Genomic DNA, 26,329 nt, shown 5'->3' on the forward strand with positions numbered 1-26,329 from the left:
TCTCCCCCCTGTGCGCTATGCGGACTGCAGGTAGTGGTCGAGGACGCGGACGCCGAAGTGCAGGGCGTCGACCGGGACGCGCTCGTCGACCCCGTGGAACAGCGCCTGGTAGTCGAAGCCGACGGGCAGCTTCAGCGGCGTGAAGCCGTAGCCGACGATGCCGAGCCGGGCGAACTGCTTGGCGTCGGTGCCGCCGGTGATGCAGAACGGCACGACGTGCGCGTCCGGGTCGAAGCGCTCCAGCGCCGCCCGCAGCTTGGCGTACGTGGGGGAGTCGACGGGCGCGAGGAGGGCGGGCTCCTTGTGGTGGAACTCCCAGTCCACGTCGGGGCCGGTGAGGTGGTCGAGGGTGGCGATGAACTCGTCCTCGCCGCCGGGGACCATCCGTCCGTCGATGTGGGCGGTGGCGACGCCGGGGATGACGTTGACCTTGTAACCGGCGTCGAGCATGGTCGGGTTGGTGCTGTTGCGGAGGGTCGCCTCGACGAGCGGGGCGGCGGCGCCGAGCTTGCCGAGGAACACCTCGATGTCGGCCTCGACGTCGGTGTCCGGGTCGTCGAGGCGGGGCGCGTCGATGCCGTGCAGCACGGCGAGTTCGGCGATCGCGGCACGCACGGTGGGGGTGAGCCGCAGGGGCCAGCGGTGTTCGCCGATGCGGGCGACGGCGGCGGCGAGGTTGCTCACCGCGTTGTTCCGGTTGATCTTCGAGCCGTGGCCGGCTCTGCCGCGGGCGGTGAGGCGCAGCCAGGCGGTGCCGCGCTCGCCGGCGCCGATGGGGTAGATCGGCATGCGGGGTCCGGCGTGGAAGGTGTAGGCGCCGGATTCGCTGATGCCCTCGGTGCAGCCCTCGAACAGGTGGGCGTGCCGGTCGGCGAGGAAGCCGGAGCCGTCCTCGGCGCTCGCCTCCTCGTCGGCGGTGTAGGCGAGGACGATGTCGCGGCGGGGCCGGATGCCGCGGCGGGCCCAGTCGCGGACGACGGCGAGGACCATCGCGTCCATGTTCTTCATGTCGACGGCGCCGCGGCCCCAGACCTCGCCGTCGCGGACCTCGCCGGAGAACGGGTGCACGGTCCAGTCGGCGGGTTCGGCGGGCACCACGTCGAGGTGACCGTGGACGAGGAGGGCGTCGGCGGACGGGTCGGTGCCCTCGATACGGGCGACGACGTTGGTACGGCCGCGGGTGCGTTCCAGCAGGAGCGGTTCGAGTCCGGCGTCGGCGAGGCGTTCGGCGACGTACTCGGCGGCGGGGCGCTCCCTGCAGTCGCCGCCGCCGCGGTTGGTGGTGTCGATCCGGATGAGGTCCGAGGTGAAGGCGACCACCTCGTCGAACATCGGCCCGTCGGGCGCTTCCTGGGGGTTCGGGTCAGCCATACTGCTCCTCCGTCGCGGCCGAGACGATCGTGGTGACCGCCTTGAAGGTGCGGATGGCCTCGTACATCGTCTCGCTGGTGAAGGCGATCCGCCGTTCGCCGCTGACCGCGGTGCCGGGCACCACGGTCGCGGCGGCCGCCAGGTGGTCGGCGTCGAACTCCAGCTCAACGGTGAACGGCCCGCCGCGCACCGGTTCGTACCGTACGGCCAGACGCGTCGCGTCCTTGGCCGCTTCGCGGATGTCGGCGGCCGTACGGGCAGGGGTACGGCAGACCGCCGCGTACCGCGACACACAGTCCTTGACGGCGACCTTACGCGCTTCGGGCGCGTAGGTGAGAGCGTCCTCGCAGGTGCGGTCGTCACCGGTGACGAGGACGACGGGCACGCCGTACTCGGCGACGACGTGCGCGTTGAGCAGGCCCTCACTGGCCCGCACGCCGTTCAGCCACACACCGGTGACGGAGTTGGCGAGATACGTGTGGGCGAGGACGCCCTCGCTGCCGGCGCCCGTGTGGTAGCCGACGAAGGCGACGCCGTCGACGTCGCCGTACTGGACCCCTTCGACCATGGAGAGCGCCTTGTGGCGCCCGGTCAGCATCTGCGCGCGGTCGTCGAGCCGCTCCAGGAGCAGGTTGCGCATCGTCCAGTGGGCCTCGTTGACGAGGACCTCGTCGGCGCCGCCGTCGAGGAAGCCGAGCACCGCGGCGTTCACGTCGGACGTGAACAGGGCCCGGCACCGCTCCCACTGCGGGGTGCCGGGCAGCACGTCGGCCGGCCACGTCACCCCCGTGGCGCCCTCCATGTCGGCGCTGATGAGGATCTTCATGCCCACACGTTACGCGGCGCCGCGGGACCGTACCAGGTGCGGCCGTGCGCCACGGGTGTCTCCGGCCCGTACGGCGGCGGGCTGACCCGGGGTCAGCGGGGCCCGGAGGGACGGGGGAAGGTGCGGGACTGCTTCACGCTGCCGAACGCGAAGCTGGACTCGATGGACGCGATGCCCGGAATGGCGTGGATACGGCCCCGGACGAGGTGCTCGTACGCCTCCAGGCTCTCGATGACGATCCGCAGGAGGTAGTCGCTGCTGCCCGCCATCAGATAGCAGTCCTGGATGTGCTCGATGAGGCCGACGTGCTCCTCGAAGACGTTGACGGCCTCGGCGGTGTGGCGCTCCAGGCGGACCCGGACGAACACGGTGATGGGCAGGCCGAAGGCGACCTGGTCGACCATCGCCGTGTAGCCGCGGATGAGGCCGGTCTCCTCCAGCCGGCGGACCCGGCGCAGACAGGGCGAGGGGGACAGCCGGACGCGGTCGGCGAGGTCCTGGTTGGACAGCCGCCCGTCCGTCTGCAACTCCCGGATGATCTGCAGATCGGTGTCGTCCACGGCCGCTCCCTGGCTTCTTCGCGGTTTCTTGGCAGATTCTGCCTCAAACGTATGCCCGAGCGGCAGAACTGGCAATCGGCTGCCCCGGCGGAAGACCTACCGTTGCCCCTGGGGACGGGGACACCGGGCGGGGCTTTTCCGTGGAGGGACTTTCTTTGGTCGCGACGAACATCGTGGGGACGACCGCCGTGGCGGGCCGCAGGCCGCGCCCGGCGCTGTCGCCGCACGCCGTGGGCATGGCGGCGCTGCTGCTGACCGTGTCGATCTGGGCGGCGTTCGCGCTGAGCGCCCGGGCGCTGAGCACGTCGACGCTGCTGCCGGCCGACGCCGCGCTGCTGCGGTTCGGGGTGCCGCTGGTGGTGCTGGCGCCCGCGCTGTGGCGGCGCCGGCGGGCGCTGGCCGCGGTGCGGCCGGGGGCCGCGGCGAAGATCGTGTGCGGGGCGGGGGTGCCGTTCTTCCTGGCCGCGATGTACGGCGGCGCGCTGACGTCGGCCGCGTTCGTCGGGTCCATCGTGCCGGGCATGGTGCCGCTGTTCGTGTCGGCGCTGATGGTGGCGCGCGGTGCCCGCCTGCCGCGGGGTACGCAGGGCGCCGGTCTGGTGCTGATCGCGGCCGGTGTGGTGGCCCTGGTGTGGCGGTACGCCGTGCCGTTCGACGCGGACGTGATGCTCGGCTCGGGCACGCTGCTGGTCGCCAGCGGGCTGTGGGCGCTGTACACGGTGGGGCTGCGCGAGGTGAACCTCGACCCGGTCGGCTCGATCGGCCTGCTGTGCCTGCCGTCGTTCGCCGTGATCGCGCTGCTGGTGGCCGTGGGCGTGCTGCCGACCGGTCTCGCGCACGCCGAGGGCGGCGACGTCCTGCTGTTCCTGGTCGTGCAGGGGCTCGGCGTCGGGCTGTGCGCGGGGCTGCTGTACGCGTTCGCCATCCGCAGGCTGGGCGCCGAGCGCAGCTCCGTGGTCGGCAGCCTGAGCCCGGTGGCCGTGGTGCTGCTGGCGATACCCCTGCTGGGTGAGCGGCCGACGCTCGCCGTGCTGGTCGGCGTACCGCTGATCACCGCGGGGGTCGTCCTGGCCAACCGCCGCCGCGGGACGCCGCCGCAGCCCGCGCGGCCTGCGGCTTCCGCTGTGCCGCCCGCGGCTTCCGCATCGCCTTCGCCTGCGCCTGCGGCTTCCGCCGTGCCGTCTTCCTCTTCCGCTTGCCCCTCGTCTTCCGCTTCCGCCCGTCGTCCGGAGGTCTCCCCCGATGCTTGAGCTGCTGCCGCCCCCGCCCGTCGATCCGCTGTGGGACCTGACCGCCGAGTTCGGCGCCGACCCGCGGCCCGAGCGGCTGAACCTGGTCCTCGGCGTGTACCGCGACCACACGGGGGTCACCCCGGTGATGACGGCCGTCCGGGACGCCGAGATACGCCTGGCGGAGCGGTCCGCCTCCAAGGAGTACCGGGGCCTGTCCGGCAACACGGCCTTCAACCGGGCCATGCTGTCCACCGTCCTGGGCGACGGGGCGTCGGCGGCGCGGGCCACGGCGGTCCAGACCGTCGCGGGCACGGGCGCGCTGCGGCTGCTGGCCGATCTGGTGCGGCAGACGCGGCCCGGCACGACCGTGTGGATCAGCGATCCGGCGTACGTGAACCACCGGCCGATCCTGGAGGCCGCGGGTCTGACCGTGCGCACGTACCGCTGGACCGACCCCGACGGGATGCTCGCCGACCTGCGCGGTGCCCGCCGCGACGACGTGGTGCTGGTGCAGGGCTGCTGCCACAACCCGACGGGCGTCGACCCGTCGCGCGAGGCGTGGGAGGCGCTGGCCGAACTGGCCGTGCGGGGCGGCTGGGTGCCGTTCGTGGACCTCGCGTACCACGGGCTGGGCGACGGCCTGGAGGCCGATCTGTGGGCGACGCGGATGCTGGCGGAGCGGGTGCCGGAGATGCTGGTCGCGGTGAGCTGTTCCAAGAACTTCGGCCTGTACGCGGACCGTACGGGCTGCGCGATCGTGCTGGGCGGCTCGGGGGCGGCGCTGCGGCACGTCGAGACGGCCCTGCAGAACGCGGCCCGGACGCTGTACTCGATGCCGCCCGAGCACGGTGCGGCGATCGTGGCGACGATCCTTGAGGACGACGGGCTGCGGGCGGCGTGGCGGGCGGAGCTGGACGCCATGCGGTCCCGGATCGCGGCCAACCGGGCGGCCCTGGTGGACCGGCTGGCCGCGCTGGGCTGCGGGGACGCGGCGGCGCCGCTGGCCCGGCAGAAGGGCATGTTCGCGGGGCTGCCGCTGACGCCGGAGCAGATGCGGGTGCTGCGCCGCGACCACGCGATCTACGGCACGGCGTCGGGCCGCGTCAACATCGCGGGCCTGCCGGCGGACCGCGTCGACTGCCTGGCCCACGGCATCGCGGCGGTACTGGAGCCGGTCGCGGTCTGACGGGGCGAACTTCAGCCCGTCCGGCGTGTGAGGACGAGCTCCCCCAAGCTCGAAGAGCTTGGGGGAGCGATCGCGGGTCTGGGGGCGTAGCCCCCGGTTCCGGGAAGGGGCGGGGTGGGGTAAGAAACACACCTATCCCCCGTACGTCGCCTGCGCCTCGTCCAGGACCGCGGCGAAGTCCGCCGCAAGGCGGGACGCCTCGGCCGGGCGGAGCCCGGCGACGGTGATGCGGACGCCCGGCCCGGAGGCGATGCGGAACCGGGCCCCGGCGGCGACCCACCAGCCGCGTGTGCGCAACCCGTTGACCACGGCCGACTCGTCGCGGACCGGGACCCACACGTTCATCCCGCTCCGCCCGTGCGAGGGGATGCCCCGGGCCGCCAGTTCGGTCCGCAGGGCCGTGCGCCGCTCGGCGTACGCGTCACGTGCCTGCCGTACGCGCTCGCGTGTGGCGGGGTCGGCGAGGAGGCCGTGCACGGTCTCCTGGAGCAGATGGCTGACCCAGCCGGAGGTCAGCAGCAACAGGCCGTCGTGCCGGGCGAGCGTCATCGGATCGCACGCGGCGGCCGCCCACCGCAGGTCGGTGCCCAGGTACTTGGTGACCGTGCGGACGTGGGCCCACCGGGGCGGGGGGCCGTCTCCCCCGGTCAGCGAGTGCAGCGGCGCGTCGGCGATCTCGGCCGCGTTGTCGTTCTCGACGACGAGGACGTCGGGGGCCTCGCGCAGCACCGCGAGGAGGTCGTCGCGGCGCCGGCGCGAGAAGTGGCCGCCGCACGGGTTCTGCGCCCGCGGGCTGCACACGACCGCGCGGGCTCCCGCGCGCAGCGCCTCCCGCAGGGCGTCCGGCCGGATCCCCTCGTCGTCGACGGCCACGGGCACGGTCCGCAGGCCGAGCGCCTGGATCAGGTCGAGCAGATGGTGGTAGCCGGGGTCCTCCATGGCGACGGCGTCGCCGGGGCGCAGCTCCGTCGTCAGCACCCGCGCCACCAGGTCCAGGGCGCCGTGCGCGAAGGTGATGTGGCCGGCCGGCACGCCGTCCTCGGCCAGCCAGCCGCGCACCGTGTCCTCCAGGTGCGGCAGCCGGGGCATGGTGCGGTGCGAGCGCGCGCCGGGCGACAGCCGGACGGGCGGCAGCAGGTCGGGCAGGAAGGCCGGATCGGGGTGGCCCGCCGCGAGGTCACGCAGGCCCTCCGGCACGCGGGGCGGGCGGCGCGAGGCCACGGCGGGCGCGGCGGCGACGACGGTGCCGCCCCGGCCGCGGGTGACGACGACCCCGCGCTGCCGCAGTTCCTTGTAGGCCGTCGCCACGGTGCCGGGGCTGACGCCCAGTTCGTCGGCCAGCCTCCGCACGGGCGGCAGGGCGTCGCCCGGCGTCAGCTCCCCCTCGGCGATGCCGCGTTCGACGGACGCGGCGATTCCCTTGGCGGTCGCACCTTCGATCGCATATTGTGTTGCCACAGACACAATTATGTACCAGTACATAGTCTTGCGGCAAGGGGGGCCGGTGGATTCGCACCGACGCGGGATCACGGGAAAACGGGACGCGGGCAGGGGCCGGCTCGGAGGGAGGGTTCGGGGGGCCGCGACGGCCGCCTGATGCTCTGGGTCACCTGTGTGGACAAGACCGGCAGCGGCCTGTGGGTGACCGTCAGCGCCCTGTACTTCGCCCAGGTCGCCGGGTTGTCGCTGGTCGCGGTCGGCACGCTCATGGCCGTGTCGGGCGCCGTCGGCGTGGCGGGCGCGCCGCTCGCCGGGCGCCTGGCCGACCGGATGCCGCTCGTCCGCCTGCTGGTCGCGATGCAGCTGCTGCGCGCCGCCGCGACCGCCGCGCTCCTCACCACGGACGCCTTCGGACCGCTGCTCGTGTACGCGGCGCTCGCCGCGTTCGGCGACCGCGCCGCGAACGTCCTGACCAAGCTCTACGCCGCCCGCCTGGGCGGCTCGCAGCGCGTGCGCTACCAGGCGATCGTCCGTACGGCGGCCAACGCCGGCTGGGCGGTCGGCGGCCTGGTCGCCGCCGGTGCGCTCGCCGTCGGCACGACCACCGCGTACCAGGCGCTCCTCCTCGGCAACGTCCTGTCGTTCCTCGGCGCGGCCGCCCTCACCCTGCGCTGCGCCGAACCGCCCTCGCCGAGCCGCACGGTGGCCTCCTCCGCCACCGGCCCGGCGACGGCGACCAGGCCCCCGTCACCGTGGCGGGACCGCCCGTACCTGCTGTACGTCCTGAGCGACACCGTGCTGTGCCTGCACGACTCCGTCTTCCACGTGGGCCTGCCCCTGTGGATCGTGCACGCCACGGACGCGCCGCCGGAGCTGGTCCCGCTGCTGACGGTGCTCAACAGCGCGATGGTCGTCGGCCTCCAGGTGCCCCTGTCCCGGTTGGGGGCCGACACCGAGGCGTGCCGGCGGCTCCTCCTCCCGCTGGCCGCGACGTTCGCGACCGCGGGGCTGGCGCTGGCGGCCTCCGTCGTCGACGGACCCTGGCTCGCCTCCGCGGCGCTGCTGCTCGCCACCGCCGTGCTCACACTGGCCGAGATGCTGCACGCCGTCGTGGCCTGGGAGCTGTCCGTCGCCCTCGCCCCGGACCGGGCCCAGGGCGCGTACGTGGGCGTGCACGGCCTGGCGTCCTCGGCCCAGCGCAGCGCGGGACCGCTCGTCGTCACGGCCGCCGTCGCGGGCGGCCCGGCCGGCTGGGCCGCCTTCGGCGCCGCCGTCGCCCTCACCTGCCTCGCCCAGCACCGCTTGGTCCGCGACCGCGTCGCGAAGCCGTCGCCGGTCGCCGTCTGATCCGGCGGGCCCGGGGGTACCCGGGCCGCATGCACGACACGTACCGCACGCACGACACCATCAGCACCGCGCGGCAGGCGCTCACGTCGACCGGCGCGTACCTGATGCCGCCGGACCGGGTCACCGCGTACGCCTGCCCCGACGGGGACGGCCTCGCACGGTTCGCGGCCCACTGGGAGAAGCTGGCGCCCGACCCGTACGCGGCGCGGAACGGCACCCGCAGGCTGCGCCGCTACGGCTCTTTCACGCTGAGCCCGGCGGACGGGCGGCTCGCGCCGCTCCCGCACGGCGCCTTCGTCCAGCCCGAGGACACCAATCCGCTGTACGTCGATGTGGACCGCCACTTCGAGCCGCTGACCGGCGCGTTCACGCGCGATCCGGTGTTCCGGGCGCTGGTGCGGCTGCTGGGCGAGCTGGCCGGCTGCCTGGACGAGGCGGACGAGTGGACGGTGCTGGTGCATCCGTTCCGGGTGGTCGCCCCGGCCGGCGCGCAGGGCAGTCCCACCCCGGAGGGGCGGCACCGCGACGGGGTCACCCTCGTCTCGTCGCTGCTGGTGGGGCGGCGGAACGCGACGGGCGGCCGCAGCGCGGTCTACACGCCCGAGGGGGCGGAGGTGCTGGCGACGACGCTCAGCGAGCCCGGGGCCCTCCTCCTGGGCGACGACCGGCGCACCCTCCACGAGGTCAGCCCGATCCGCCCCCTGGCACCGGGGGAAACCGCCCGCCGGGACGTCCTGGTGACCACCCTCATGCCGCGGCGCTGAGCCGCCGGAGGAGTTCGTCGTGGTGCAGCGCGGCCACGGGCGCGAGCAGGTCCGGGTGGCGCAGGAGCGCGGCCGCCCGGCGGTCGCGCTCGCCCGGCGCGAGGAGCCGGCGGTACGCGCCCGGGGTGCCGTCGTCCGCGACGGCCGCGGCCGCGGCGGCGGCCAGCTCGGGGGCGGCCAGCAGACCGGCGGCCCAGCTGGCCACGATCTCGTCGACCCAGCTGCGCCAGGCGTCCGCTTGCTCGTCCTGTGCGGTGTCCGCGCCGGTGACCCAGTCGAGCCGGCCCGCGCCCCCGGCCCCGGTGACGGCGACCAGCGCGGCGTCCAGGGCCGTCGGGTAGCGCAGCCGGGCGGCGAGCGTCACGGCCTGGCGCGCCTGTGCCTCGGCGAGGGCGCGGTCGACGGCGCCGCCACCCGCCGGATAGGCGCGCGTGAGCCACTGGGCGGTCGCCGCGATGAGGGGGGAGAGATCTGCGTGCACTGCTCTGTTCCGTCGGTTCGTCGGGGCCGGGGCGGGCGCGGGCCTGCACGCTACCCCGGCGGGCCAGGCGGACGGAATGGTGCATATCACTTGGTTTCGGTGGTATCCGCCACGTGCACACCTCCACGTGCACACCTCCGCGAACGAGACAGGGAGCGACGCCATGGCACACGGCGGAGACGTCATCACGGAACTGATGAACGACCATCAGGAGGTTGAGGAGCTGTTCACCCGGATCGAGGAGCTGCCGTCCGGGGACGCACGGCGCAAGGAACTCGCGGACCGGGTCACGATGGAGCTGGTGCGCCACTCCGTCGCCGAGGAGGAGTACCTGTACCCGGCGGTGCGCGAGCACCTCGCGAACGGTGACGCGCTCGCCGACAAGGAACTCGAGGACCACGGCGCCGCCGAGCGCACGATGAAGGACCTGGAGGACTGCGAGGCCGACGACGCCCGGTTCGACGCGCTGATCACCCAGCTGATGAACGAGATCCGTGAACACGTGGCCGACGAGGAGGGCAACCTGCTCCCCCGGCTGCGCGAAGCCTGCCCCCAGGGGGAGCTGGACCGGCTCGGCGACAAGGTGCGGCAGGCGAAGAAGACGGCCCCGACCCGCCCCCACCCGTCGGCGCCGGACACACCCCCGGCCAACAAGCTCCTCGCTCCGGGCACGGGCCTGGTGGACCGCCTGCGCGACGCGCTGACGGGCCGCGGCAAGGGCACCTGACAGGAGGTGCGGCGGCCGGAGGTGCGGCGGCCGCGCCCGGCGGTCAGGCGCGGCGGCCGGTCACCAGCCACAGGGACGGCAGCTCGATGCGGCTGCCGTTCGTCGTGTACGCCGTCGTGGCGAGCGGGGCGTCGCCCGACGCGAGCACGTCGAGGCCGGCGGCCCCGAAGTACTCCGGGACCGCCGCGTCGGCCACCGCGGCGGGCGCGATGCCGTGGCGCAGTACCGGCAGCAGCGGGGGCGGCGGCCCGTCGGGGCCCTGGGCGAGGGCGCCCAGTTCCCGGCCGGCCGCCTCGCCGGGCTCGACGACGAAGGCGCGGCCGCGCCGGCCGACGAGCGTGGCGATCGTCGCGGCGAGCGGCGCCCGGTCGTCCGGGTCGGTCTGGTGCAGGACACCCCGCATGTAGACGTTGGCGTCGCCCAGTTCGGCGTGGAGTGCGGCGACGGCGGCCGTGTCGACGGCGTCGAGTTCGCGGAAGGCGGCGGGGCCCGGGCCGCCCTGAGCGCGGGCGTGGGCCACCGCGGCCGCCGACAGGTCCACGCCGAGGACGGGTCCGGCGAACCGGTCGGCGAGGAACCGGGTCTGCGTGCCGTTGCCGCACCCGAGGTCCACGAGGGGCAGGCCCGGGTCCGTCAGGTGCGGCTCGAACAGCGGCAGGTGCACGGCCGCCGTCAGCTCGGGCCCGGCGTCCCAGAAGACGGCGCCGGGCTCCGGGGGCGCCTCCCGCCAGAAGCCCTCCCAGGCGTTCCTGTACCGGCTCGTCACGGCCATCGGCCGGCTCCTCTCGACGCGGTTCGCGGCAGGGGCACTTCGCACCACACCGACGTGCCGTCCGCGCCGCGGCCGGCGCCCCACTCCCGCGCCAGGGCGTCCACGACGCGCAGCCCGCGGCCGTGCTCGTCACCGGGTCCGGCAGCGAGCAGCGCCGGCAGGCCGTACCCGCCGTCGGCGACCTCGCACTGGAGGACGTCGGTCCGTACCAGCCGCACCTCCACGGGGCGGCCGCTCGCGGCGTGCCGTACGGCGTTGGTGACGAGTTCGCTGACCAGCAGCTCCACCGTGTCGGCGAGGTCGTCGAGGCCCCAGTCGGCGAGCCGGGCACGGGTCAGGCGGCGGGCCCGGCCGGCCGCGCGGGGCTCGGCGTCGAGGCTCCAGCGGGCGACGTCGCCGGGTCCGATGCCGTTGAGCCGGGCCATGAGGAGGGCGACGTCGTCCTTGCGGCCGCCGCGGCCGGCGAGGGCGCGGATGACGGTGTCGCAGGCGTCGTCCATGGAGGCGGCCGGGTGGGCGGCGGACTCGCAGAGCGTGGCGAGGCCGACGCCGATGTCCTCGCCGCGCATCTCGACCAGTCCGTCCGTGCACATGACGAGGCGGTCGCCCGGGGCGACGGGCACGCGCACGGTCTCGAAGGGCACGCCGCCGACGCCGATGGGGGCGCCGGACGGGAGGTCGATCAGTTCGCTGCGGCCGTCCTCGGCGTGGACGAGCACGGGCGGCACGTGCCCGGCGTTGGCGAGGGCCAGTTCACCGCCGATCGGGTCGTACACGGCGTACAGGCAGGTGGCGAGGTAGTGCTCGCCGAGCCGCTGGGCCAGGTCGTCGAGGCTGCGCAGGAGCTGGCCGGGCGGCAGGTCGAGGGCGGCCATGGTCTGGACGGCGGTCCTCAGCTGGCCCATCATCGCGGCCGAGTTGATGCCGTGCCCCATGACGTCGCCGACGACGAGCGCGGTGCGGGACCCGGGCAGCTTGACGGTGTCGAACCAGTCCCCGCCGACCCGGCCGAGGAGGGTGCCGGGCAGGTAGCGGGTCGCCGTGTCGCAGCCGGGCAGGCGGGGCGCGACCTGCGGGAGCATCGAGTCCTGGAGGGTCTAGGCGACGTTCTCCTGGTACGTGTACATCCGGGCGTTGTCGAGGACGAGTCCGGCGCGGGCGGCGAGTTCGGCGCCGGTGACGCGGTCCATGTCGTCGAACGGGGCCCGGCCGGGGTGCCGCAGCAGGATCATGAACCCGAGGACCACGTCCCGGGCCTTGAGCGGCACGACGAGCATCGACCGGCCGTTGATCAGCGGCCGGATGTCCCGCTTCTCGAACTGCGCGGCGATGGCGGTGCCCGCCTCCTCGCTGATGCGCGGGACGAGGACCGGTTCCCCGCTCGTCATGCACTGGAAGAACGGGGTGTGGACGGGGAACGGCATGGCCTCGCCGACCGGGACGACGTCGTCCCAGCGGCCCGGCTCGTCGACGTGCTCGACGGCGACGCGGTGCCACAGGGTGGTGGCGTCGGGCGGCCCGTCGGGGAACCCCTCGCCCGCCATGACCTGTTCGCGCAGGTACGTGCCGGCGACGTCGGTGAACCGGGGGACGACGGCCGCGCTGACCTCCTGGATCGTGCGGGCGAGGTCGAGCGAGGAGCCGATGCGTCCGCTGACCTCGTTGAGGAACTCCAGCCGCTCGCGCACGGCGGCGTACTCCAGGTCCCGGGCGGCGTCGGCCGCGTCGGCGGGGTGTCCCACCGGGGCGGCGGCCCGGCGGCGCTCGCGGCGGGGAACGCCCCAGTCGGGGGTGACGGGGATGCGGTCGTGGCGGCTGAACTCAAGCACCGGGTAGCCCAGTTCGAGCACCTGGGAGACGATGCGGGTGGCTTCTTGGACGCTCACGCTCGGCAGGATCTCGGGGAGCCGCCGGGCCAGTTCACCGGCTCCGGGGAACTCGGTGTGGCGGGCGAAGCCGGGCGCGAGCTGTCCGGTGCCGTGCGGGCCGTCCTGCGGGCCCTCGCGGAGGCGGGCGGCGTCCGCGGCGAGCACGAGCAGCCGCTCACGGCCCGGCCCGGCCAGGGGGTAGGCCCACCACAGCACGTCGGTGCGCTCGCCGTTCCGGCCGCCCCGGCGGGCTACGCGGGCGCAGCCGGAAGCCGGGTAGCGGGCGGTGGGCGGGTCGGACCAGGTGCCGGGCTCGTCCGCGTCGTCGGGGTGCAGGGCGCCGGAGACGGGGAGCAGGTCGGCGGCGGGCCTGCCGACGGCGTCCTCGCGGGCCGGGCCGAAGAGCCTGCGCGCCCCGGTCGACCAGTGCGACACCAGTCCCTCGCGGTCCACGACCACCACGGCGAGCGGGATGCGCCCGGCCTCGGGAAGCGCCTCGGTGGTGTCCATCGCTGGGTCGCTCCTTCCCCGCCGCGACGAGCTGCGGCCGACGTCACCACGGTACGGCCGTGCGCCGGTCGTGCGCCGGGCATCCGCCGAATCACCGGAGGGCCGCGTGGAATTGACGGTGCCTCAGTCCCCGTGGCCCAGCTGTACGTCGCGTTCGGCGCGGCCACCGCCCGCGACCTGCAGCACCGTGGCGACCGGCGGGTAGCCGGAGGCGATGACGGTGTACGCGCCGGCGGTGAGGTCCACGAAGCGGAAGATGCCGTCCGGGCCGGTGGTGAGGGTGTCGACGACGTTGCCGGCGGCGTCGAGCAGCGTCACGCGGGCGTCCTCGACGGGGCGGCCGCCGGGGGCCCGTACGGTGCCGCGCAGGACGGCGCCGCCGGCGAGTTCGACGTCCTGGCGGGTCTCGCGGGCGGCGTGGACGCCGACCGGGAGGGCGGCGGGGCGCAGGCCGGGCGCGCCGACGGCGAGGGTGTACTCGCCGGCGACGAGTTCGGTGAGGGCGTAGCCGCCGTCGGGTCCGGTGCGGGTGGTGGCGACGACCTCGCCGCGTGCGTCGGTGAGGGTGACGGCGGCGTCGTGGACGGGGGTGCGGTCGGCGGTGACGACGGTGCCGGTGAGACGGCCGGCTCCGCCGAGGAAGACGTCCAGTTCGACGGGGCGGTCGCCGACGGTGACGGTGACGGCCTGGGGCTGGTGGCCGGCGGCGGCGGCGATCATCACGTAGGTGCCGGTGGCGGGGGTGCTCAGGGCGTACCGCCCGTCGGTGCCGCTGGCTCCGCGCCCGGTCTGCCGGCCGTGCACGTCGATGAGGGTGAGGGCCGCGCCGGGGACGCCCGAGCCGTCGTGGTGGCGGACGGTGCCGCAGACGGGGACGCCGGGCAGCGGCAGGAGGTGCGGGCCGGCTGCCAGCGGGAACGGCGCGGGCTCGGGTTCCGGGGGAATCCGGAAGGACGCGGCCTCGGGCCCCGGGGCGCGGTCCGCCTCGGGCGGAGGGACGGGCAGGCCGGGGGGCGGGACGGGGGCGGGCGTGCGGGCGGGTGGTACGGAGCCCGCGGCGGGCGTGTGGTCGGACACCAGCGGTTTCTCCTTGAGGAAGAAGGCGACGAACAGGCCGAGGGCGAGTACCGGCACCAGGTGCAGCAGGATCCGCGGTGCGGCGTCGGCGTACGCCTGGACGTAGCCGTCGCGCACCGCGGGCGGCAGGGTCCCGAGCATCTGCGGGGTGACCGAGCCGGGGGCCGGGGCCGGGGTGCCGGCGGGCAGCCGGTCGGCGAGGGCCCCGGTGAGGCGGTCGGCGAAGAGGGTGCCGAGCACGGTGACGCCGCCGCAGGCGCCGATCTGGCGGAAGAAGGTGTGCGCGGCCGTGGCGGCGCCGAGGTCGGCGGGGGGTGCCGCGTTCTGGACGGCGAGGACCAGGACGGGCAGCAGCAGGCCGATGCCGGTGCCGAGGACGGCCTGCCAGACGCTGTGGTCGAGGGTCGGGGTGCCCGTTTCGAGCTGGGAGAGCAGCCACATGCCGACGACGGCGACGGCGGCGCCGATGACGGCGTACACGGTGTAGTGGCCGGTGCGGCTGATGAGGTGTCCGGAGACGAGGGAGGCGACGGTCAGGGAGCCGAGCAGGGGCAGCAGGAGGAGCGCGGTGTGCGGGACGGTGGCGCCGCCGGCGGCCTGGAGGAAGACGGGCAGGCAGGTGGCGACGCCGAGGAGTGCGGTGCCGAGGACGGTGCCGACGAGCGCGGAGACGAGGAAGACGGGGTCGCGCAGCAGCCGGAGCGGGATGACGGGTTCGGGGACGCAGGCGGCGACGGCGAGGTAGAGGAGGGTGGTGCCAATGGCGCCGCAGACGAGGCCGATGGTGACGCGGGAGTTCCAGGGGTGCCCTTCGCCGGCCCAGGCGATGAGCAGGATCAGGCAGGTGGACGCGGCGGCCAGGAGGAGCGCGCCGAGGACGTCGGGGCGGGCGCGGCGGGTGGGCGGGGGGAGCTTGAGCGCGGCGGCGACGACGGCGAGGGCGAGCAGGCCGGGCGGGAGGGTGACGTAGAAGACCCAGCGCCACGAGGCGAGTTCGGTGAGGTGTCCGCCGAGCAGGGGGCCGCCGACGGAGGCGACGGCGAAGGCGGCGCCGAGGAGGCCGAGGTGGCGGCCGCGGCGGCGGGCGGGGACGAGGTCGGCGGTGATGGCCTGGACGCCGGTGAGGACGCCTCCGGCGCCGAGGCCCTGGAGGGCGCGGAAGGCGACGAGTTCGTCGAGGGTGCGGGCCCAGCCGGCGAGCGCGGAGCCGGCGAGGAGGAGGACGAGGGCGAACTGGAAGACGCCCTTGCGGCCGTACAGGTCGCCGAGTTTGCCGTGGAGGGGAACGGCGACGGTGGCGGTGAGGAGGTAGGCGATGACCGTCCAGGACAGGTGACCGGACGGCCCCGGCAGGTCGGCGGCGACGGCCGGGAGGGCGGGGCCGACGGCGAGCTGCTGGAGGGCGGCCGGGACGAGGGCGAGGACGAGCCCGCACAGGACGAGTCCGACGTGGCGGGGTCCGGGGCCAGGGGCGGGGGCGGTTTCGGCGGGGGTGGCCGGGGGGCCGCCGGGGGACGGTGGTGCGGTGTCGTCGTCGGGCTCGGCGGCGGCCCGTCCGGCCCGTTCGTCCTTCGCCAGCGTGATCCCACCCACGAAACCTGCTCCCCTCTGTCTCGCTGCGCGCGCGTGCGCGGCGCCATTGTTCGCATCAGGCGCGGAGCGGGATCAAGTGGGGCATTGCGGGTTTCAGGGGCGGCCGAGGCGCACCGAGAGGCGCCCACGGGGCGCGGCGGGGGCGTGCCGGGGGCGTATTTCCGGGCCCGAGGGAGGGGTGGCGGCGGCGCCCCCGGCGTGCCGCGCACGTCGGGGGCCTGCGGGAAATCCACTCGAACCGGTGACGGGGCGGGCGCCCCGTGAGGGTTACTTCTCGACTTCGGCGGCGAGGTTGGCGAGCACCGCGTCGTAGATGCGGCCCAGGCCCTTGGGGGCGAAGGTGCGCTCGAAGAAGCCGCCGATGCCGCTCGCGCCGTCCCAGACGGTGGTGACGACGGCCCGGGAGCGGCCCTCGCCGGCGGGGGTGACGGTCCAGGTGGTGACCATGGAGGAGTTGCGGTCCTTCTCGACGAGCCGGCCGTCGCTCGGCTCGGTGACCTCCAGCAGGCAGTCGCGGATGCGCTTGCTGGTGGCCTGGAGCTTCCAGTGGACGAGGGTGCCCTCGCCGTCGCCGCCCTCGCGCACCTCGTACTCGCTGAAGTGCTCGGGCAGGAGCTTCGCGCGGGTTTCCTTGTAGTCGGCCAGCGCGTCGAACACCGTCTCCGCGTCCGCCGCGATGACCCGTTCCGTCGTGGCCTCGACCTGCGCCATTGCCTTGTCCTCCAGCACTTGTTCCGTAAGGGGGCACCAGCCAACCACCTGGGGCGGGCGGGCCCAAATCCGGGTTGCGGCGATCATGGGAACAGGTGTTCTATTCTGGGGCTCCGGCACGCCGCGCACCGCGCCCGAACCCGAGGAGGCCTCCATGCGCTGGGACAACCTGGGGGACCGCCCCGCCGGTACGCCGGCCGCCCCGGGCGGCGAGGCCGCGCTGTTCGGGACGGACGCGGTCACCACCCGGACGTTCGACACCCCCGAGTTCCGGGGGATCACGTTCCACGAGATCCGGGCCCGCACGGTCCTCAACCGGGTGCCCGGGGCCTCCCGGATGCCGTTCGAGTGGACGGTCAACCCGTACCGGGGCTGCACCCACGCCTGCGTGTACTGCTTCGCCCGCAAGACCCACAGCTATCTGGACCTCGACACGGGCCTCGGCTTCGACACCCAGATCGTGGTGAAGGTCAACGCGCCCGAGGTGCTGCGCCGCCAGCTGGCCTCACCGCGCTGGCAGGGCGCGCACGTCGCCATGGGCACCAACGTCGACTGCTACCAGCGCGCGGAGGGCCGCTACCGGCTGATGCCCGGCATCATCGAGGCGCTGCGCGACCGGGCGAACCCCTTCTCGATCCTCACGAAGGGCACGCTGATCCTGCGCGACCTGGACCTGCTGCGGCAGTCGGCGGAGGTGACGGAGGTCGGGATCTCCGTCTCGGTCGGGTTCACCGACCACGAGCTGTGGCGCACCGTCGAGCCCGGCACGCCCGCGCCGGAGCGGCGCCTCGAGGTCGTACGGACCCTGGCCGACGCGGGCATCGGCTGCGGCGTGCTCATGGCGCCCGTCATCCCGTTCCTCGGCGACCGCCCCGAGCAGCTGCGCGCCACGGTCCGCGCCATCGCGCAGGCCGGGGCCACGTCCGTCACCCCGCTCGTGCTGCACCTGCGGCCGGGCGCGCGCGAGTGGTTCATGACGTGGCTGCACCGCCACCACCCCGGCCTGGTACGCCGGTACGAGCAGCTGTACGCCGCCGGGGCGTACGCGCCGACGTGGTACCAGCGCCGCATCACACGCCAGGTGCACGAGCTGGCCGACGAGTTCGGCATAGGCCCCGCCCGCAGGGGCGCCTCGCGGCGTATCGCCGTACCGGAGAGCGGGGCCGGGACCGCCCCGGCCACGGCACCGGAGGCCACACAGCTGACCCTGCTCTGAGCGCCCGGGGCACGCCGCGCCGGGCGGCCCCGGCGCGACCTGCTCGGCACGCCCCCTCGGCGCGACAGCGCGGAACGCCCCGGCGCGCTGCGCCGACCGCTCCCGGCATGCAGCTCGCGACGCGGCCGGCACTCACTGCTCGGGGCAGCCCGGGGGGTTTGCCCGAGTGCCCGCAGGCGCCGATGCACGCCGCCGCGGACAGCCCGAGCCCCATGCACGAAATGCCCGCGGACGCCGTGCGGTCGAGTACTCCCGGCACACCACTCGCAACACCGCGAGACACGCCGCACGGGACAGCCCGAGCCCCATGCACGAAATGCCCGCGGGCACGAGTGCACGCCGCTCGGACGCCCCGGCGCCACACCGCTGCGGACGTCTCGCGGCCGGCGGCCCGGACGCCCGCGGCCGGCGGTGCGGGGCAGCGGGGTCGCCGCCCCCGACACCCCGGGGCGCGCCGGTCGCGGTCCGGGAGCCGGTCCGCCCGGGCGCCCCCGGATGCGACCCCGGTCGCCCCCCGATCGGGTCAAGTCTCGGTGGAACGGGATCGTCCGGGCCCGATCCGGGCGGCCGGGCCCGGAGACTGGCGGGATGCAGAAACGCGCAGGAGTCCTGATCGCCGCGGGGGCGCTGATCGCGAGCGCGGTCACCGCCGTCCCGTCGGCCGCCGAACCGTCCGCGCCCGAGCCCCGTGCGCCCCAGAAGCTCAGCTGGAAGGCGTGCGCCACCGAGGAGTTCCCCAAGCTGCAGTGCGCCACGCTCCGCGTGCCGCTCGACCACGACGACCCCGGGGGCCGGCAGATCACGCTGGCCCTCTCCCGCGTCCCGCACACCGCGCGGACCTCGCAGGGCCCCCTCCTCGTCAACCCCGGCGGCCCCGGGGCGAGCGGCCGCGACCTGGCCGGGTTCGTGGCGGCCTCCCTGCCGGCGAGGGTCGCGGCGCAGTACGACGTCGTCGGCTTCGACCCGCGCGGCGTGGGCGCCAGCCGGCCGGCCCTGGACTGCGAGCCCGGCCACTTCGCCCCCGTGCGCCCCGACTCGGTGCCGCGCGACCAGGACGAGGAGCAGCTGAGCCTCGCGCGGGCCGCGCGCTTCGCCCGGGCGTGCGGCGAGCGGCACGGCGCGCTGCTGCCGCACATCCACACGGTCGCCGCGGCGCGCGACCTGGACGCGATCCGGGCGGCGCTCGGCGCGGAGCGCATCAGCTACTTCGGCTACTCGTACGGCACGTACCTCGGCGCCGTCTACGCCCGCCTCTTCCCGCAGCGGGTGCGGCGCCTGGCCCTGGACTCCGTGGTCAACCCGAGGGCCGTCTGGTACGACGCCAACATGGCGCAGGACCACGCCTTCGACGCCCGCCACAAGGCGTTCCTCGCCTGGGTCGCCCGGCACGACGCCACGTACCGGCTGGGCACCGACCCGGCGAAGGTGGAGGCCCGCTGGTACGCGATGCGGGCGGAGCTGCGCGAGCGGCCCGCGGGCGGGAAGGTCGGCCCGGCGGAGCTGGAGGACACCTTCCTGCCGGGCGCCTACCACGACGGCTACTGGCCGCTGCTGGCCAAGGCGTTCGCCGCGTACGCGAAGGACAAGGACGGCAAGCCGCTCACCGACGCGTACCGGACGGTCGGCGCGATCGACGCGTCCGGCCACAACGGCTACTCGGTGTACGCGGCGGTCCAGTGCCGGGACGCGCACTGGCCCAAGGCGTGGGGCACCTGGCACCGGGACCACTGGGAGGCGCACGCGAAGGCGCCCTTCTCCACCTGGAACAACGCCTGGTACAACGCGCCGTGCGCGTTCTGGCCGGTGCCGTCGCTGACCCCGCTCGACGTGGCGAACGACGCGCTGCCGCCGGTGCTGCTGCTCCAGGCGACGGAGGACGCGGCGACGCCGTACGAGGGCGCGGTCGCGGCGCGCGGCCTGCTGCGCGGGGCGAGCCTGGTCGTCGAACAGGGCGGCGGCAACCACGGCGTGAGCCTGCGCGGCAACACCTGCGCGGACCGGCACCTGGTCCGGTACCTGGAGACGGGCGCGGTGCCGCGGGGCGACGGGCGGGGCGAGGCGGACGCGGTGTGTCCGGCGCGGCCGGCCCCGGAGCCGACGGCGTCCGCCCGGGGCGCGGCCACCGCGCCGCACGCCTCGGGACTGCGCATGTGGGCGCGCCCGCACGGCATCTGACGGCCCGCAGGGCGGGCGGAAATCGAGGGGCAGGCCGTCGGGGGCGTGCGCGAGGATGTGCGCCATGAGCACACATCTCACCCATGTGCACGCCCCCGACGGCGTCGCCCCCGGCTCCGGCTACAGCCATGTCGTGTGGGGCGAGGGCCGGTTGGTCGCCGTGTCCGGCCAGTGCGCCTTCGACGAGGACGGCGAGGTGGTCGGCGAGGGCGACCCCGCGGCCCAGGCGCGGCAGGTGTTCACGAATCTGCGGCGGTGTCTCGCGGCGGCCGGGGCCACGTTCGACGACGTGGTGAAGCTGACGTTCTTCGTCACCGACGTCGCGCACCTGCCCGCGGTCCGGGCGGCCCGCGACGAGGTGGTCGACACCTCCCGCCCGCCGGCGAGCACGGCGGTCCAGGTGACGGCACTGGTCCGGCCCGAACTGCTCCTGGAGGTAGAGGCGTTCGCGGTGGTGCCGGACGGGCGGACGGCGACGTGACGGCGGGCTGCCACGACCCCGTGCGGATCAGGGAGATGACGGAGGCCGACTGCGAGGCGGTGTCGGAGGTCCGGGTGAGCGGCTGGCGGTTCGCCTACCGCGGCCTGCTCCCCCACTGGTACCTGTCGGCCATGGACGTCGCGGCGGACGCGGCGGCCCGCCGCGAGCACCTGGCCCGCTCCGACGGGCGGACGGTCGACCTGGTGGCGGAGCGCGCCGGTTCGGTCGTCGGATGGGCCTGCTTCGGCCCGGACCGCTTCGAGGGCGCCGCCCCGGACGGCGCGGAGCTGTACGCGCTGTACGTGCGGCCCGAGGTGGTGGGCACGGGGGTCGGCCGGGCCCTGATGGCGGAGGTGACCGCGCGGGCGGAGGCCCGAGGGTACCGGGAAATGGCGCTGTGGGTCCTGAAGGACAACGCGCTGGGGCGCCGCTTCTACGAGAAGGCCGGGTTCGCCCCGGACGGCGTGGAGGAGCCGTGGCACGTCGCCGGGGTCACGCTCGTGGAGATCCGCTGCACCCGGCCGCTCACCCGGCCGCTCACCCCGCCGGCAGGCCGCTGAGCGCCGCCGTGGCGGCGGCCGCCAGGCGCGGGTGCCGGCGGGCCTCCTCCAGGACGGGCCGGGCGCGCGGGTCGCCGAGGGCGCCCAGGCCCTCGGCGCAGGCGACGCCCACCCGCCAGTGCGGGTCGCCGGGGTCGAGGCGGCGCTCCAGGACGGTGACGAGGGCGGGCACCGACTCGGGGGCGCGCAGCGCGGCGAGGAGGCGCACCGGTACGAGGGCGTAGGCGACGCGCAGTTCGTTGGTGGCGAGCGCGGCGGCGGCGCGTGGGGTGCGCGGGTCGCCGAGCCGGCGCAGGGCGTGGGCGGCCGAGACGCAGCGTTCGGGGTCCCGGTGGTTGAGGAGCAGCACCAGCGCCTCGAAGGCACGCCGGTCCCCGGCGACGCCGAGGCGGTACGCGGCGATCTCGCGGGCCCACAGGGGCCGGCCGGGAGCGGTGAGGACCGCGGCGAGCTCCTCGTGGTCGGCGGTGGCGACGAGCCGTTCGTACGCGGTGTCGTCCCCGGCCTCGTCCTTCAGCCGGTCGGTGAGCGAGCCGAACTCCGGGTCCATGGCGGTCAGCGTAGCGACGGGCCGGGGCGGCGATCCAGATCACATCGCTCGGGGGCTTCCCAGGGCTGGCGCGCTCATTACCCGCGAGTTAATCTCAGGTGAGCGGGACACCCTCCCGCACCCTCACCGCGGCCTGGTGACGCAGCCGCTGTGTGAGGGCACCTCCCACACCCTCAGGGCAGTGGGGGAGCTCGTCGGTTCAGCACCTTTCACGATGTGACTCCGGGACAGAGTCCGTCGGCCTCTTCACCGCGCGACGCGTGTGCACTGCGCCGTACGCGCACGGTTCGCCCCCTTCCGACGCACCTCTCGTGTGCGTCCGCGTTCCGCGCACCCTCCCTCATCAGTCGTCACTCATCCCTGGAGTCCCGTGATGGACACCCCTCTCTCCACCATTGCCGTCGTCGGTCTCGGCACGATGGGCGCCGGCATCGCCGAGGTCCTGGCCCGCGCCGGCCGCGAGGTCATCGGTATCGACATCAGCGAGACCGCCGCCCGGCGGGCGGTGTCCGCGCTGGAGGCCGCCACCGCCCGGTCGGTGGCGCGCGAGCGGATCACCGAGGAGGAGCGGCGCGACATCCTCGCCCGGTTCCGTACGTTCGGCGACCTCCAGGCCGCGGCCGACGCCGACCTCGTCATCGAGGTCGTGCCCGAGTCGTACGAGGCCAAGCTGCAGGTGCTGACGGCGCTCGACGGCATCGTCCGGCCGGAGGCGATCATCGCCACCGGGACGAACGCCCTGTCCGTGACCCGGCTGGCCGCCGACTCGGCGCACCCCGAGCGGGTCCTGGGCCTGCACTTCTTCAACCCGGCGCCGGCGATGAAGCTGGTCGAGGTGGTGTCCTCGGTGCTCACCGCGCCGCAGGCCGTCGCCGCCGTCACCGACCTCGCGCACGCGCTCGGCAAGGAGCCCGTCGCGGTCGGCGACCGGCCCGGCTTCGTCGCGGACGGTCTGCTGTTCGGCTACCTCAACCAGGCCGCCGCGATGTACGAGGCCAAGTACGCGTCGCGGGAGGACATCGACGCGGCGATGCGGCTGGGCTGCGGCCTGCCGATGGGCCCGCTGGCGCTGCTGGACCTGATCGGCATCGACACGGCCCGCACCGTGCTGGACGCCATGTACGCGGCGTCGCAGGACCGGCTGCACGCCCCGGCGCCGATCCTGAAGCAGCTGAGCGAGGCGGGCCTGACGGGCCGCAAGGCGGGGCGCGGCTTCTACACGTACGAGGGCCCGGGCAGCGGCACGGTGGTGCCGGACGGGCTGACCCCGCGGGAGGAGGCCGGTGGCGGCGCCGCCGCGCGGGAGGTCCGCTCGGTGGGCGTGGCGGGTTCCGGCACGATGGCGAGCGGTATCGCGGAGGTGTTCGCGAAGGCCGGGTACGACGTGGTGCTGGCCGCCCGCTCGCCGGAGAAGGCCGAGGCGGCCAAGGCGCGGATCGCGAAGTCGCTGGCCCGGTCGGTGGACAAGGGGCGGTTGACCGCCGAGGCGCGGGACGAGACGCTGGCCCGGATCTCGGCGGCCGGTTCGCTCGACGCGTTCGCCGACGTGGACCTCGCGCTGGAGGCGGTCGCCGAGGACCTGGAGGTCAAGCAGCAGCTGTTCGCCACGCTGGACAAGGTCTGCAAGCCCGGCGCCGTCCTGGCCACGACCACGTCGTCGCTGCCCGTCGTCGCCTGCGCCCGCGCGACCTCGCGCCCGCAGGACGTGATCGGCATGCACTTCTTCAACCCGGCGCCGGCGATGAAGCTGGTCGAGGTCGTCCGTACGGTGCTCACCGCCGACGACGTCCACGCCACCGTCCGCGAGGTGACGGCGAAGATCCGCAAGCACGCCGTGGACTGCGGCGACCGGGCCGGTTTCATCGTGAACGCGCTGCTCTTCCCGTACCTGAACAACGCGATCAAGATGGTCCAGGACCACTACGCCTCGCTGGACGACATCGACGCGGCGATGAAGCTGGGCGGCGGCTACCCGATGGGCCCGTTCGAGCTGCTGGACGTGGTCGGGCTCGATGTCTCGCTGGCGATCGAGAAGGTGCTGTACCGCGAGTTCCGCGACCCGGGCCTGGCGCCGGCGCCGCTGCTGGAGCACCTGGTGGCCGCGGGCTGCCTGGGCCGCAAGACGGGCCGCGGTTTCCGCGAGTATGCACGGCGCTGATCCCTACCAGGAGTACGGCGCCGAGTCCCACCGGGAGTGGGGCGGGCTGCTCGAACCCTCGGGCGGCCCTCCCCCTCAGGCGCGCTCTCCTGCGCAAATGCAGTACGTTCGGGTCATGTCCCAGCCCGCCAAGTCACCCCGTGCCACCGCCACGCCCGATGCTCCGGAAAGCGCCGCCGGCGGCCGAGCCGCCGCCCAGCGGCTGAAAATGCGACGTGAACTGGCCGCCGCGGCCATGGAGCTGTTCGCGACGAAGGGGTACGAGGCGACGACCGTCGACGAGATCGCCGCCGCGGCGGGGGTCGCCCGCCGGACCTTCTTCCGCCATTTCCGGTCGAAGGAGGAGGCGATCTTCCCCGACCACGACGACACGCTGGTGCGGGCGGAGGCGGTGCTGAACGCGGCCCCGCCCCACGAGCACCCGCTGGACACGGTCTGCCGGGGCATCAAGGAAGTCATGAAGATGTACGCGGCGTCGCCCGCGGTCTCCGTCGAGCGCTACCGGCTCACGCGTGAGGTGCCCACGCTCCGCGAGCGGGAGATCGCGTCGGTCGCCCGCTACGAGCGGCTGTTCACCCGCTACCTGCTGGGTCACTTCGACGAGCGCGACCACCACGACGGCAACGACGACCCGCTGCTGGCGGAGGTGGCCGCGTCCGCCGTGGTCACCGCGCACAACCACGTGCTGCGCCGCTGGCTGCGGGCGGGCGGCCAGGGCGACGTGGAGGCGCAGCTGGACCACGCGTTCGCGATCGTCCGCAAGACCTTCGGCACCGGCATCGGCGCGGGCCGCGTGGCCGGCGCCAAGGCCGCCACGACCGCGCCGGCCGCGGTGTCCGCGCACGGGGACGTGGTGGTCGCCGTGGCCCGTACGGACGCGCCGCTGGACGAGGTGATGCGCACCATCCAGCAGGCGCTGAAGGAACAGCGCGACTGAGACAGGCACCACACGACAGACGGCGGCCGCACCCCGAGGGGGGCGGCCGCCGTCGTGTTTGCCCAGTTCAGGGCGGTGCGCCCGGGCGTTCGATCGATCATCGCTCATCCGAGAGGCCCGATTCGCATCTGAGGGAAATTGTTGGCACGCAGTGTCTTGCGACCTGGCACGGGGTGCCATACGTTGATGTTGTCCGGGCGGCCGGCGTGCAGAGACCTTCGTACGCCGGCTGTCCCCGCGACCCTTCTCGGTCGCGCGCCCGGACGCCTGCGTCACAGGCAACTTCCGCGCACCACCCCGCGCTGCCAGCACCACCAGCCGAACCGACGGCACACCTCCACACCCAGCAGCATCCCGACGTTCCCGTCAGCGTCCTCCCTCAGGACGCCATCGCCGGAGGCAACACCGTGAAGGAAATCCTGGACGCGATCCAGTCGCCGGACACCACGTCCGCCGACTTCGCCGCACTGCCGCTCCCCGAGTCCTACCGCGCGGTCACCGTGCACAAGGACGAGACCGAGATGTTCGCCGGTCTCGCCACCCGCGACAAGGACCCCCGCAAGTCGCTCCACCTCGACCAGGTGCCCCTGCCGGAGCTCGGCCCCGGCGAGGCCCTCGTCGCCGTGATGGCCAGCTCGGTCAACTACAACTCGGTCTGGACCTCGATCTTCGAGCCCCTGTCGACGTTCGGCTTCCTGGAGCGCTACGGCAGGACCTCCGAGCTGGCCAAGCGCCACGACCTGCCCTACCACATCATCGGCTCCGACCTGGCGGGCGTCGTCCTGCGCACCGGCCCGGGCGTCAACGCCTGGCGGCCGGGCGACGAGGTCGTCGCGCACTGCCTGTCGGTCGAGCTGGAGTCCTCCGAGGGCCACAACGACACGATGCTCGACCCCGAGCAGCGCATCTGGGGCTTCGAGACCAACTTCGGCGGCCTCGCCGAGATCGCCCTGGTCAAGTCCAACCAGCTGATGCCCAAGCCGGGCCACCTCAGCTGGGAGGAGGCCGCGGCCCCGGGCCTGGTCAACTCCACCGCGTACCGCCAGCTGGTCTCCCGCAACGGCGCCGGCATGAAGCAGGGCGACAACGTCCTGATCTGGGGCGCGAGCGGCGGCCTCGGCTCGTACGCCACGCAGTTCGCCCTCGCCGGCGGCGCCAACCCGATCTGTGTGGTCTCCAGCGAGCAGAAGGCGGACATCTGCCGGTCCATGGGCGCCGAGGCGATCATCGACCGCAACGCCGAGGGCTACAAGTTCTGGAAGGACGAGCACACGCAGGACCCGAAGGAGTGGAAGCGCTTCGGCAAGCGCATCCGCGAGCTCACCGGCGGCGAGGACATCGACATCGTCTTCGAGCACCCCGGCCGCGAGACCTTCGGCGCCTCCGTCTACGTCACGCGCAAGGGCGGCACCATCACCACCTGCGCCTCGACCTCGGGCTACATGCACGAGTACGACAACCGCTACCTGTGGATGTCGCTGAAGCGGATCATCGGCTCGCACTTCGCGAACTACCGCGAGGCGTGGGAGGCCAACCGCCTGATCGCCAAGGGCAAGATCCACCCGACGCTCTCGAAGGTGTACTCCCTGGAGGACACCGGCCAGGCCGCCTACGACGTGCACCGCAACCTCCACCAGGGCAAGGTCGGCGTCCTGTGCCTGGCCCCCGAGGAGGGCCAGGGCGTGCGCGACCCGGAGATGCGCGCCCAGCACATCGACGCCATCAACCGCTTCCGGAACATCTGAGGTCGTTACGTGACAGAGCGTCAGACCGCGTCTGCGCCGGAG

The 26,329-nt window shown here is 74.5% G+C and carries 23 protein-coding genes; 12 read left to right on the forward strand and 11 right to left on the reverse strand.

Annotation, left to right across the window (positions count from 1 at the left end; all coding sequences use genetic code 11):
- Nucleotides 1–15: 15 nt before the first annotated feature.
- The 3 genes from ABEB09_RS04750 to ABEB09_RS04760 all read right to left on the reverse strand — a co-directional run bounded on the left by ABEB09_RS04750 (nucleotide 16) and on the right by ABEB09_RS04760 (nucleotide 2,757).
- Nucleotides 16–1,371, reverse strand: coding sequence for a M20/M25/M40 family metallo-hydrolase (locus ABEB09_RS04750; protein ID WP_345687402.1), 1,356 nt, complete (start codon nucleotides 1,369–1,371; stop codon nucleotides 16–18).
- Nucleotides 1,364–2,197, reverse strand: a complete 834-nt coding sequence (locus ABEB09_RS04755) for a M55 family metallopeptidase (protein ID WP_345687404.1) — start codon at nucleotides 2,195–2,197, stop codon at nucleotides 1,364–1,366. The genes ABEB09_RS04750 and ABEB09_RS04755 overlap by 8 nt, the downstream gene beginning before the upstream one ends.
- 92 nt (nucleotides 2,198–2,289) lie before the next feature.
- Complete coding sequence (locus tag ABEB09_RS04760; RefSeq protein ID WP_345687406.1) at nucleotides 2,290–2,757, reverse strand: Lrp/AsnC family transcriptional regulator; 468 nt, start codon at nucleotides 2,755–2,757, stop codon at nucleotides 2,290–2,292.
- Nucleotides 2,758–2,912: 155 nt separating this feature from the next.
- Between ABEB09_RS04760 and ABEB09_RS04765 the strand changes: the two genes are divergently transcribed.
- Nucleotides 2,913–4,007 carry a DMT family transporter gene (locus ABEB09_RS04765; RefSeq protein ID WP_345687408.1) on the forward strand — a complete coding sequence of 365 codons (1,095 nt, stop codon included), beginning with the start codon at nucleotides 2,913–2,915 and terminating at the stop codon, nucleotides 4,005–4,007.
- A complete protein-coding gene (locus ABEB09_RS04770) occupies nucleotides 4,000–5,175 on the forward strand; it encodes an amino acid aminotransferase (RefSeq protein WP_345687410.1) in 1,176 nt (391 codons plus the stop codon). Before ABEB09_RS04765 ends, ABEB09_RS04770 begins: the two co-directional genes overlap by 8 nt.
- A 132-nt stretch (nucleotides 5,176–5,307) precedes the next feature.
- On the opposite strand, the gene ABEB09_RS04775 is transcribed toward ABEB09_RS04770, so the two are convergent.
- Nucleotides 5,308–6,633 carry an aminotransferase class I/II-fold pyridoxal phosphate-dependent enzyme gene (locus tag ABEB09_RS04775; protein WP_345687412.1) on the reverse strand — a complete coding sequence of 442 codons (1,326 nt, stop codon included), beginning with the start codon at nucleotides 6,631–6,633 and terminating at the stop codon, nucleotides 5,308–5,310.
- A gap of 138 nt (nucleotides 6,634–6,771) precedes the next feature.
- Here ABEB09_RS04775 and ABEB09_RS04780 point away from each other — a divergent pair, with 138 nt between their 5' ends.
- The gene (locus ABEB09_RS04780; protein WP_345687414.1) at nucleotides 6,772–7,962 is read left to right on the forward strand and encodes an MFS transporter; all 1,191 of its coding nucleotides are present in this window, start codon (nucleotides 6,772–6,774) and stop codon (nucleotides 7,960–7,962) included.
- A 29-nt stretch (nucleotides 7,963–7,991) separates the two neighbouring features.
- A complete protein-coding gene (locus ABEB09_RS04785) occupies nucleotides 7,992–8,726 on the forward strand; it encodes a 2OG-Fe dioxygenase family protein (protein ID WP_345687416.1) in 735 nt (244 codons plus the stop codon).
- Here the strand turns inward: ABEB09_RS04785 and ABEB09_RS04790 are convergent.
- Nucleotides 8,710–9,207: a hypothetical protein gene (locus tag ABEB09_RS04790; RefSeq protein WP_345687418.1), complete on the reverse strand. Its 498-nt coding sequence runs from the start codon at nucleotides 9,205–9,207 to the stop codon at nucleotides 8,710–8,712. The genes ABEB09_RS04785 and ABEB09_RS04790 overlap by 17 nt on opposite strands.
- Nucleotides 9,208–9,370: 163 nt before the next feature.
- Here ABEB09_RS04790 and ABEB09_RS04795 point away from each other — a divergent pair, with 163 nt between their 5' ends.
- Entirely contained in the window at nucleotides 9,371–9,934 is a 564-nt protein-coding gene (locus tag ABEB09_RS04795; RefSeq protein ID WP_345687420.1) for a hemerythrin domain-containing protein, read from the forward strand.
- Between the two features lie 43 nt (nucleotides 9,935–9,977).
- Here ABEB09_RS04795 and ABEB09_RS04800 read toward each other — a convergent pair whose 3' ends face one another.
- The 5 genes from ABEB09_RS04800 to ABEB09_RS04815 form a co-directional block, all read right to left on the reverse strand.
- On the reverse strand, nucleotides 9,978–10,706 hold the full coding sequence (locus ABEB09_RS04800; protein ID WP_345687422.1) for a methyltransferase domain-containing protein: 729 nt from the start codon (nucleotides 10,704–10,706) through the stop codon (nucleotides 9,978–9,980).
- Nucleotides 10,697–11,788 (reverse strand): SpoIIE family protein phosphatase, encoded by a 1,092-nt coding sequence (locus ABEB09_RS34860; protein ID WP_380867642.1) that lies wholly within the window; start codon nucleotides 11,786–11,788, stop codon nucleotides 10,697–10,699. Before ABEB09_RS34860 ends, ABEB09_RS04800 begins: the two co-directional genes overlap by 10 nt.
- Before the next feature lie 15 nt (nucleotides 11,789–11,803).
- Nucleotides 11,804–13,084, reverse strand: coding sequence for a GAF domain-containing protein (locus tag ABEB09_RS34865; protein ID WP_380867645.1), 1,281 nt, complete (start codon nucleotides 13,082–13,084; stop codon nucleotides 11,804–11,806).
- 123 nt (nucleotides 13,085–13,207) lie between these two features.
- Nucleotides 13,208–15,754 carry an MFS transporter gene (locus ABEB09_RS04810; RefSeq protein WP_345687423.1) on the reverse strand — a complete coding sequence of 849 codons (2,547 nt, stop codon included), beginning with the start codon at nucleotides 15,752–15,754 and terminating at the stop codon, nucleotides 13,208–13,210.
- A gap of 267 nt (nucleotides 15,755–16,021) precedes the next feature.
- A complete protein-coding gene (locus ABEB09_RS04815) occupies nucleotides 16,022–16,465 on the reverse strand; it encodes an SRPBCC family protein (protein WP_345687425.1) in 444 nt (147 codons plus the stop codon).
- Nucleotides 16,466–16,619: 154 nt separating this feature from the next.
- Between ABEB09_RS04815 and ABEB09_RS04820 the strand changes: the two genes are divergently transcribed.
- The 4 genes from ABEB09_RS04820 (at nucleotide 16,620) to ABEB09_RS04835 (ending at nucleotide 20,897) form a co-directional block, all read left to right on the forward strand.
- Nucleotides 16,620–17,681, forward strand: a complete 1,062-nt coding sequence (locus tag ABEB09_RS04820; RefSeq protein WP_345687427.1) for an Rv2578c family radical SAM protein — start codon at nucleotides 16,620–16,622, stop codon at nucleotides 17,679–17,681.
- Nucleotides 17,682–18,269: 588 nt separating this feature from the next.
- The gene (locus ABEB09_RS04825; RefSeq protein WP_345687428.1) at nucleotides 18,270–19,856 is read left to right on the forward strand and encodes an alpha/beta hydrolase; all 1,587 of its coding nucleotides are present in this window, start codon (nucleotides 18,270–18,272) and stop codon (nucleotides 19,854–19,856) included.
- A gap of 64 nt (nucleotides 19,857–19,920) precedes the next feature.
- A complete protein-coding gene (locus ABEB09_RS04830) occupies nucleotides 19,921–20,337 on the forward strand; it encodes a RidA family protein (RefSeq protein ID WP_345687430.1) in 417 nt (138 codons plus the stop codon).
- A 35-nt stretch (nucleotides 20,338–20,372) separates the two neighbouring features.
- On the forward strand, nucleotides 20,373–20,897 hold the full coding sequence (locus tag ABEB09_RS04835; protein ID WP_345687431.1) for a GNAT family N-acetyltransferase: 525 nt from the start codon (nucleotides 20,373–20,375) through the stop codon (nucleotides 20,895–20,897).
- Here the strand turns inward: ABEB09_RS04835 and ABEB09_RS04840 are convergent.
- Entirely contained in the window at nucleotides 20,875–21,447 is a 573-nt protein-coding gene (locus ABEB09_RS04840) for an adenylosuccinate lyase (protein WP_345687432.1), read from the reverse strand. The genes ABEB09_RS04835 and ABEB09_RS04840 overlap by 23 nt on opposite strands.
- 373 nt (nucleotides 21,448–21,820) lie before the next feature.
- Between ABEB09_RS04840 and ABEB09_RS04845 the strand changes: the two genes are divergently transcribed.
- The 3 genes from ABEB09_RS04845 (at nucleotide 21,821) to ccrA (ending at nucleotide 26,287) form a co-directional block, all read left to right on the forward strand.
- Nucleotides 21,821–23,605: a 3-hydroxyacyl-CoA dehydrogenase family protein gene (locus ABEB09_RS04845; RefSeq protein ID WP_345687434.1), complete on the forward strand. Its 1,785-nt coding sequence runs from the start codon at nucleotides 21,821–21,823 to the stop codon at nucleotides 23,603–23,605.
- A gap of 115 nt (nucleotides 23,606–23,720) precedes the next feature.
- The gene (locus ABEB09_RS04850) at nucleotides 23,721–24,542 is read left to right on the forward strand and encodes a TetR family transcriptional regulator (RefSeq protein ID WP_345687436.1); all 822 of its coding nucleotides are present in this window, start codon (nucleotides 23,721–23,723) and stop codon (nucleotides 24,540–24,542) included.
- Nucleotides 24,543–24,949: 407 nt separating this feature from the next.
- Nucleotides 24,950–26,287, forward strand: coding sequence for a crotonyl-CoA carboxylase/reductase (gene ccrA, locus ABEB09_RS04855; protein WP_345687438.1), 1,338 nt, complete (start codon nucleotides 24,950–24,952; stop codon nucleotides 26,285–26,287).
- Nucleotides 26,288–26,329 lie beyond the last annotated feature (42 nt).

This window comes from Streptomyces coeruleoprunus (assembly GCF_039542925.1).
GTDB lineage: Bacteria > Actinomycetota > Actinomycetes > Streptomycetales > Streptomycetaceae > Streptomyces > Streptomyces coeruleoprunus.

Excerpts from the sequence above, each read along its gene's own strand:
- ABEB09_RS04770 (WP_345687410.1), top strand. The coding sequence starts at position 4,000 with ATGCTTGAGCTGCTGCCGCCCCCGCCCGTCGATCCGCTGTGGGACCTG.
- ABEB09_RS04815 (WP_345687425.1), bottom strand. The coding sequence starts at position 16,465 with ATGGCGCAGGTCGAGGCCACGACGGAACGGGTCATCGCGGCGGACGCG.
- ABEB09_RS04850 (WP_345687436.1), top strand. The coding sequence starts at position 23,721 with ATGTCCCAGCCCGCCAAGTCACCCCGTGCCACCGCCACGCCCGATGCT.
- ABEB09_RS04800 (WP_345687422.1), bottom strand. The coding sequence starts at position 10,706 with ATGGCCGTGACGAGCCGGTACAGGAACGCCTGGGAGGGCTTCTGGCGG.
- ABEB09_RS04845 (WP_345687434.1), top strand. The coding sequence starts at position 21,821 with ATGGACACCCCTCTCTCCACCATTGCCGTCGTCGGTCTCGGCACGATG.
- ABEB09_RS04785 (WP_345687416.1), top strand. The coding sequence starts at position 7,992 with ATGCACGACACGTACCGCACGCACGACACCATCAGCACCGCGCGGCAG.
- ABEB09_RS04825 (WP_345687428.1), top strand. The coding sequence starts at position 18,270 with ATGCAGAAACGCGCAGGAGTCCTGATCGCCGCGGGGGCGCTGATCGCG.
- ABEB09_RS04780 (WP_345687414.1), top strand. The coding sequence starts at position 6,772 with ATGCTCTGGGTCACCTGTGTGGACAAGACCGGCAGCGGCCTGTGGGTG.
- ABEB09_RS04835 (WP_345687431.1), top strand. The coding sequence starts at position 20,373 with ATGACGGAGGCCGACTGCGAGGCGGTGTCGGAGGTCCGGGTGAGCGGC.
- ABEB09_RS34860 (WP_380867642.1), bottom strand. The coding sequence starts at position 11,788 with ATGCTCCCGCAGGTCGCGCCCCGCCTGCCCGGCTGCGACACGGCGACC.
- ABEB09_RS04820 (WP_345687427.1), top strand. The coding sequence starts at position 16,620 with ATGCGCTGGGACAACCTGGGGGACCGCCCCGCCGGTACGCCGGCCGCC.
- ABEB09_RS34865 (WP_380867645.1), bottom strand. The coding sequence starts at position 13,084 with ATGGACACCACCGAGGCGCTTCCCGAGGCCGGGCGCATCCCGCTCGCC.
- ABEB09_RS04755 (WP_345687404.1), bottom strand. The coding sequence starts at position 2,197 with ATGAAGATCCTCATCAGCGCCGACATGGAGGGCGCCACGGGGGTGACG.
- ABEB09_RS04795 (WP_345687420.1), top strand. The coding sequence starts at position 9,371 with ATGGCACACGGCGGAGACGTCATCACGGAACTGATGAACGACCATCAG.
- ABEB09_RS04840 (WP_345687432.1), bottom strand. The coding sequence starts at position 21,447 with ATGGACCCGGAGTTCGGCTCGCTCACCGACCGGCTGAAGGACGAGGCC.
- ABEB09_RS04750 (WP_345687402.1), bottom strand. The coding sequence starts at position 1,371 with ATGGCTGACCCGAACCCCCAGGAAGCGCCCGACGGGCCGATGTTCGAC.
- ABEB09_RS04830 (WP_345687430.1), top strand. The coding sequence starts at position 19,921 with ATGAGCACACATCTCACCCATGTGCACGCCCCCGACGGCGTCGCCCCC.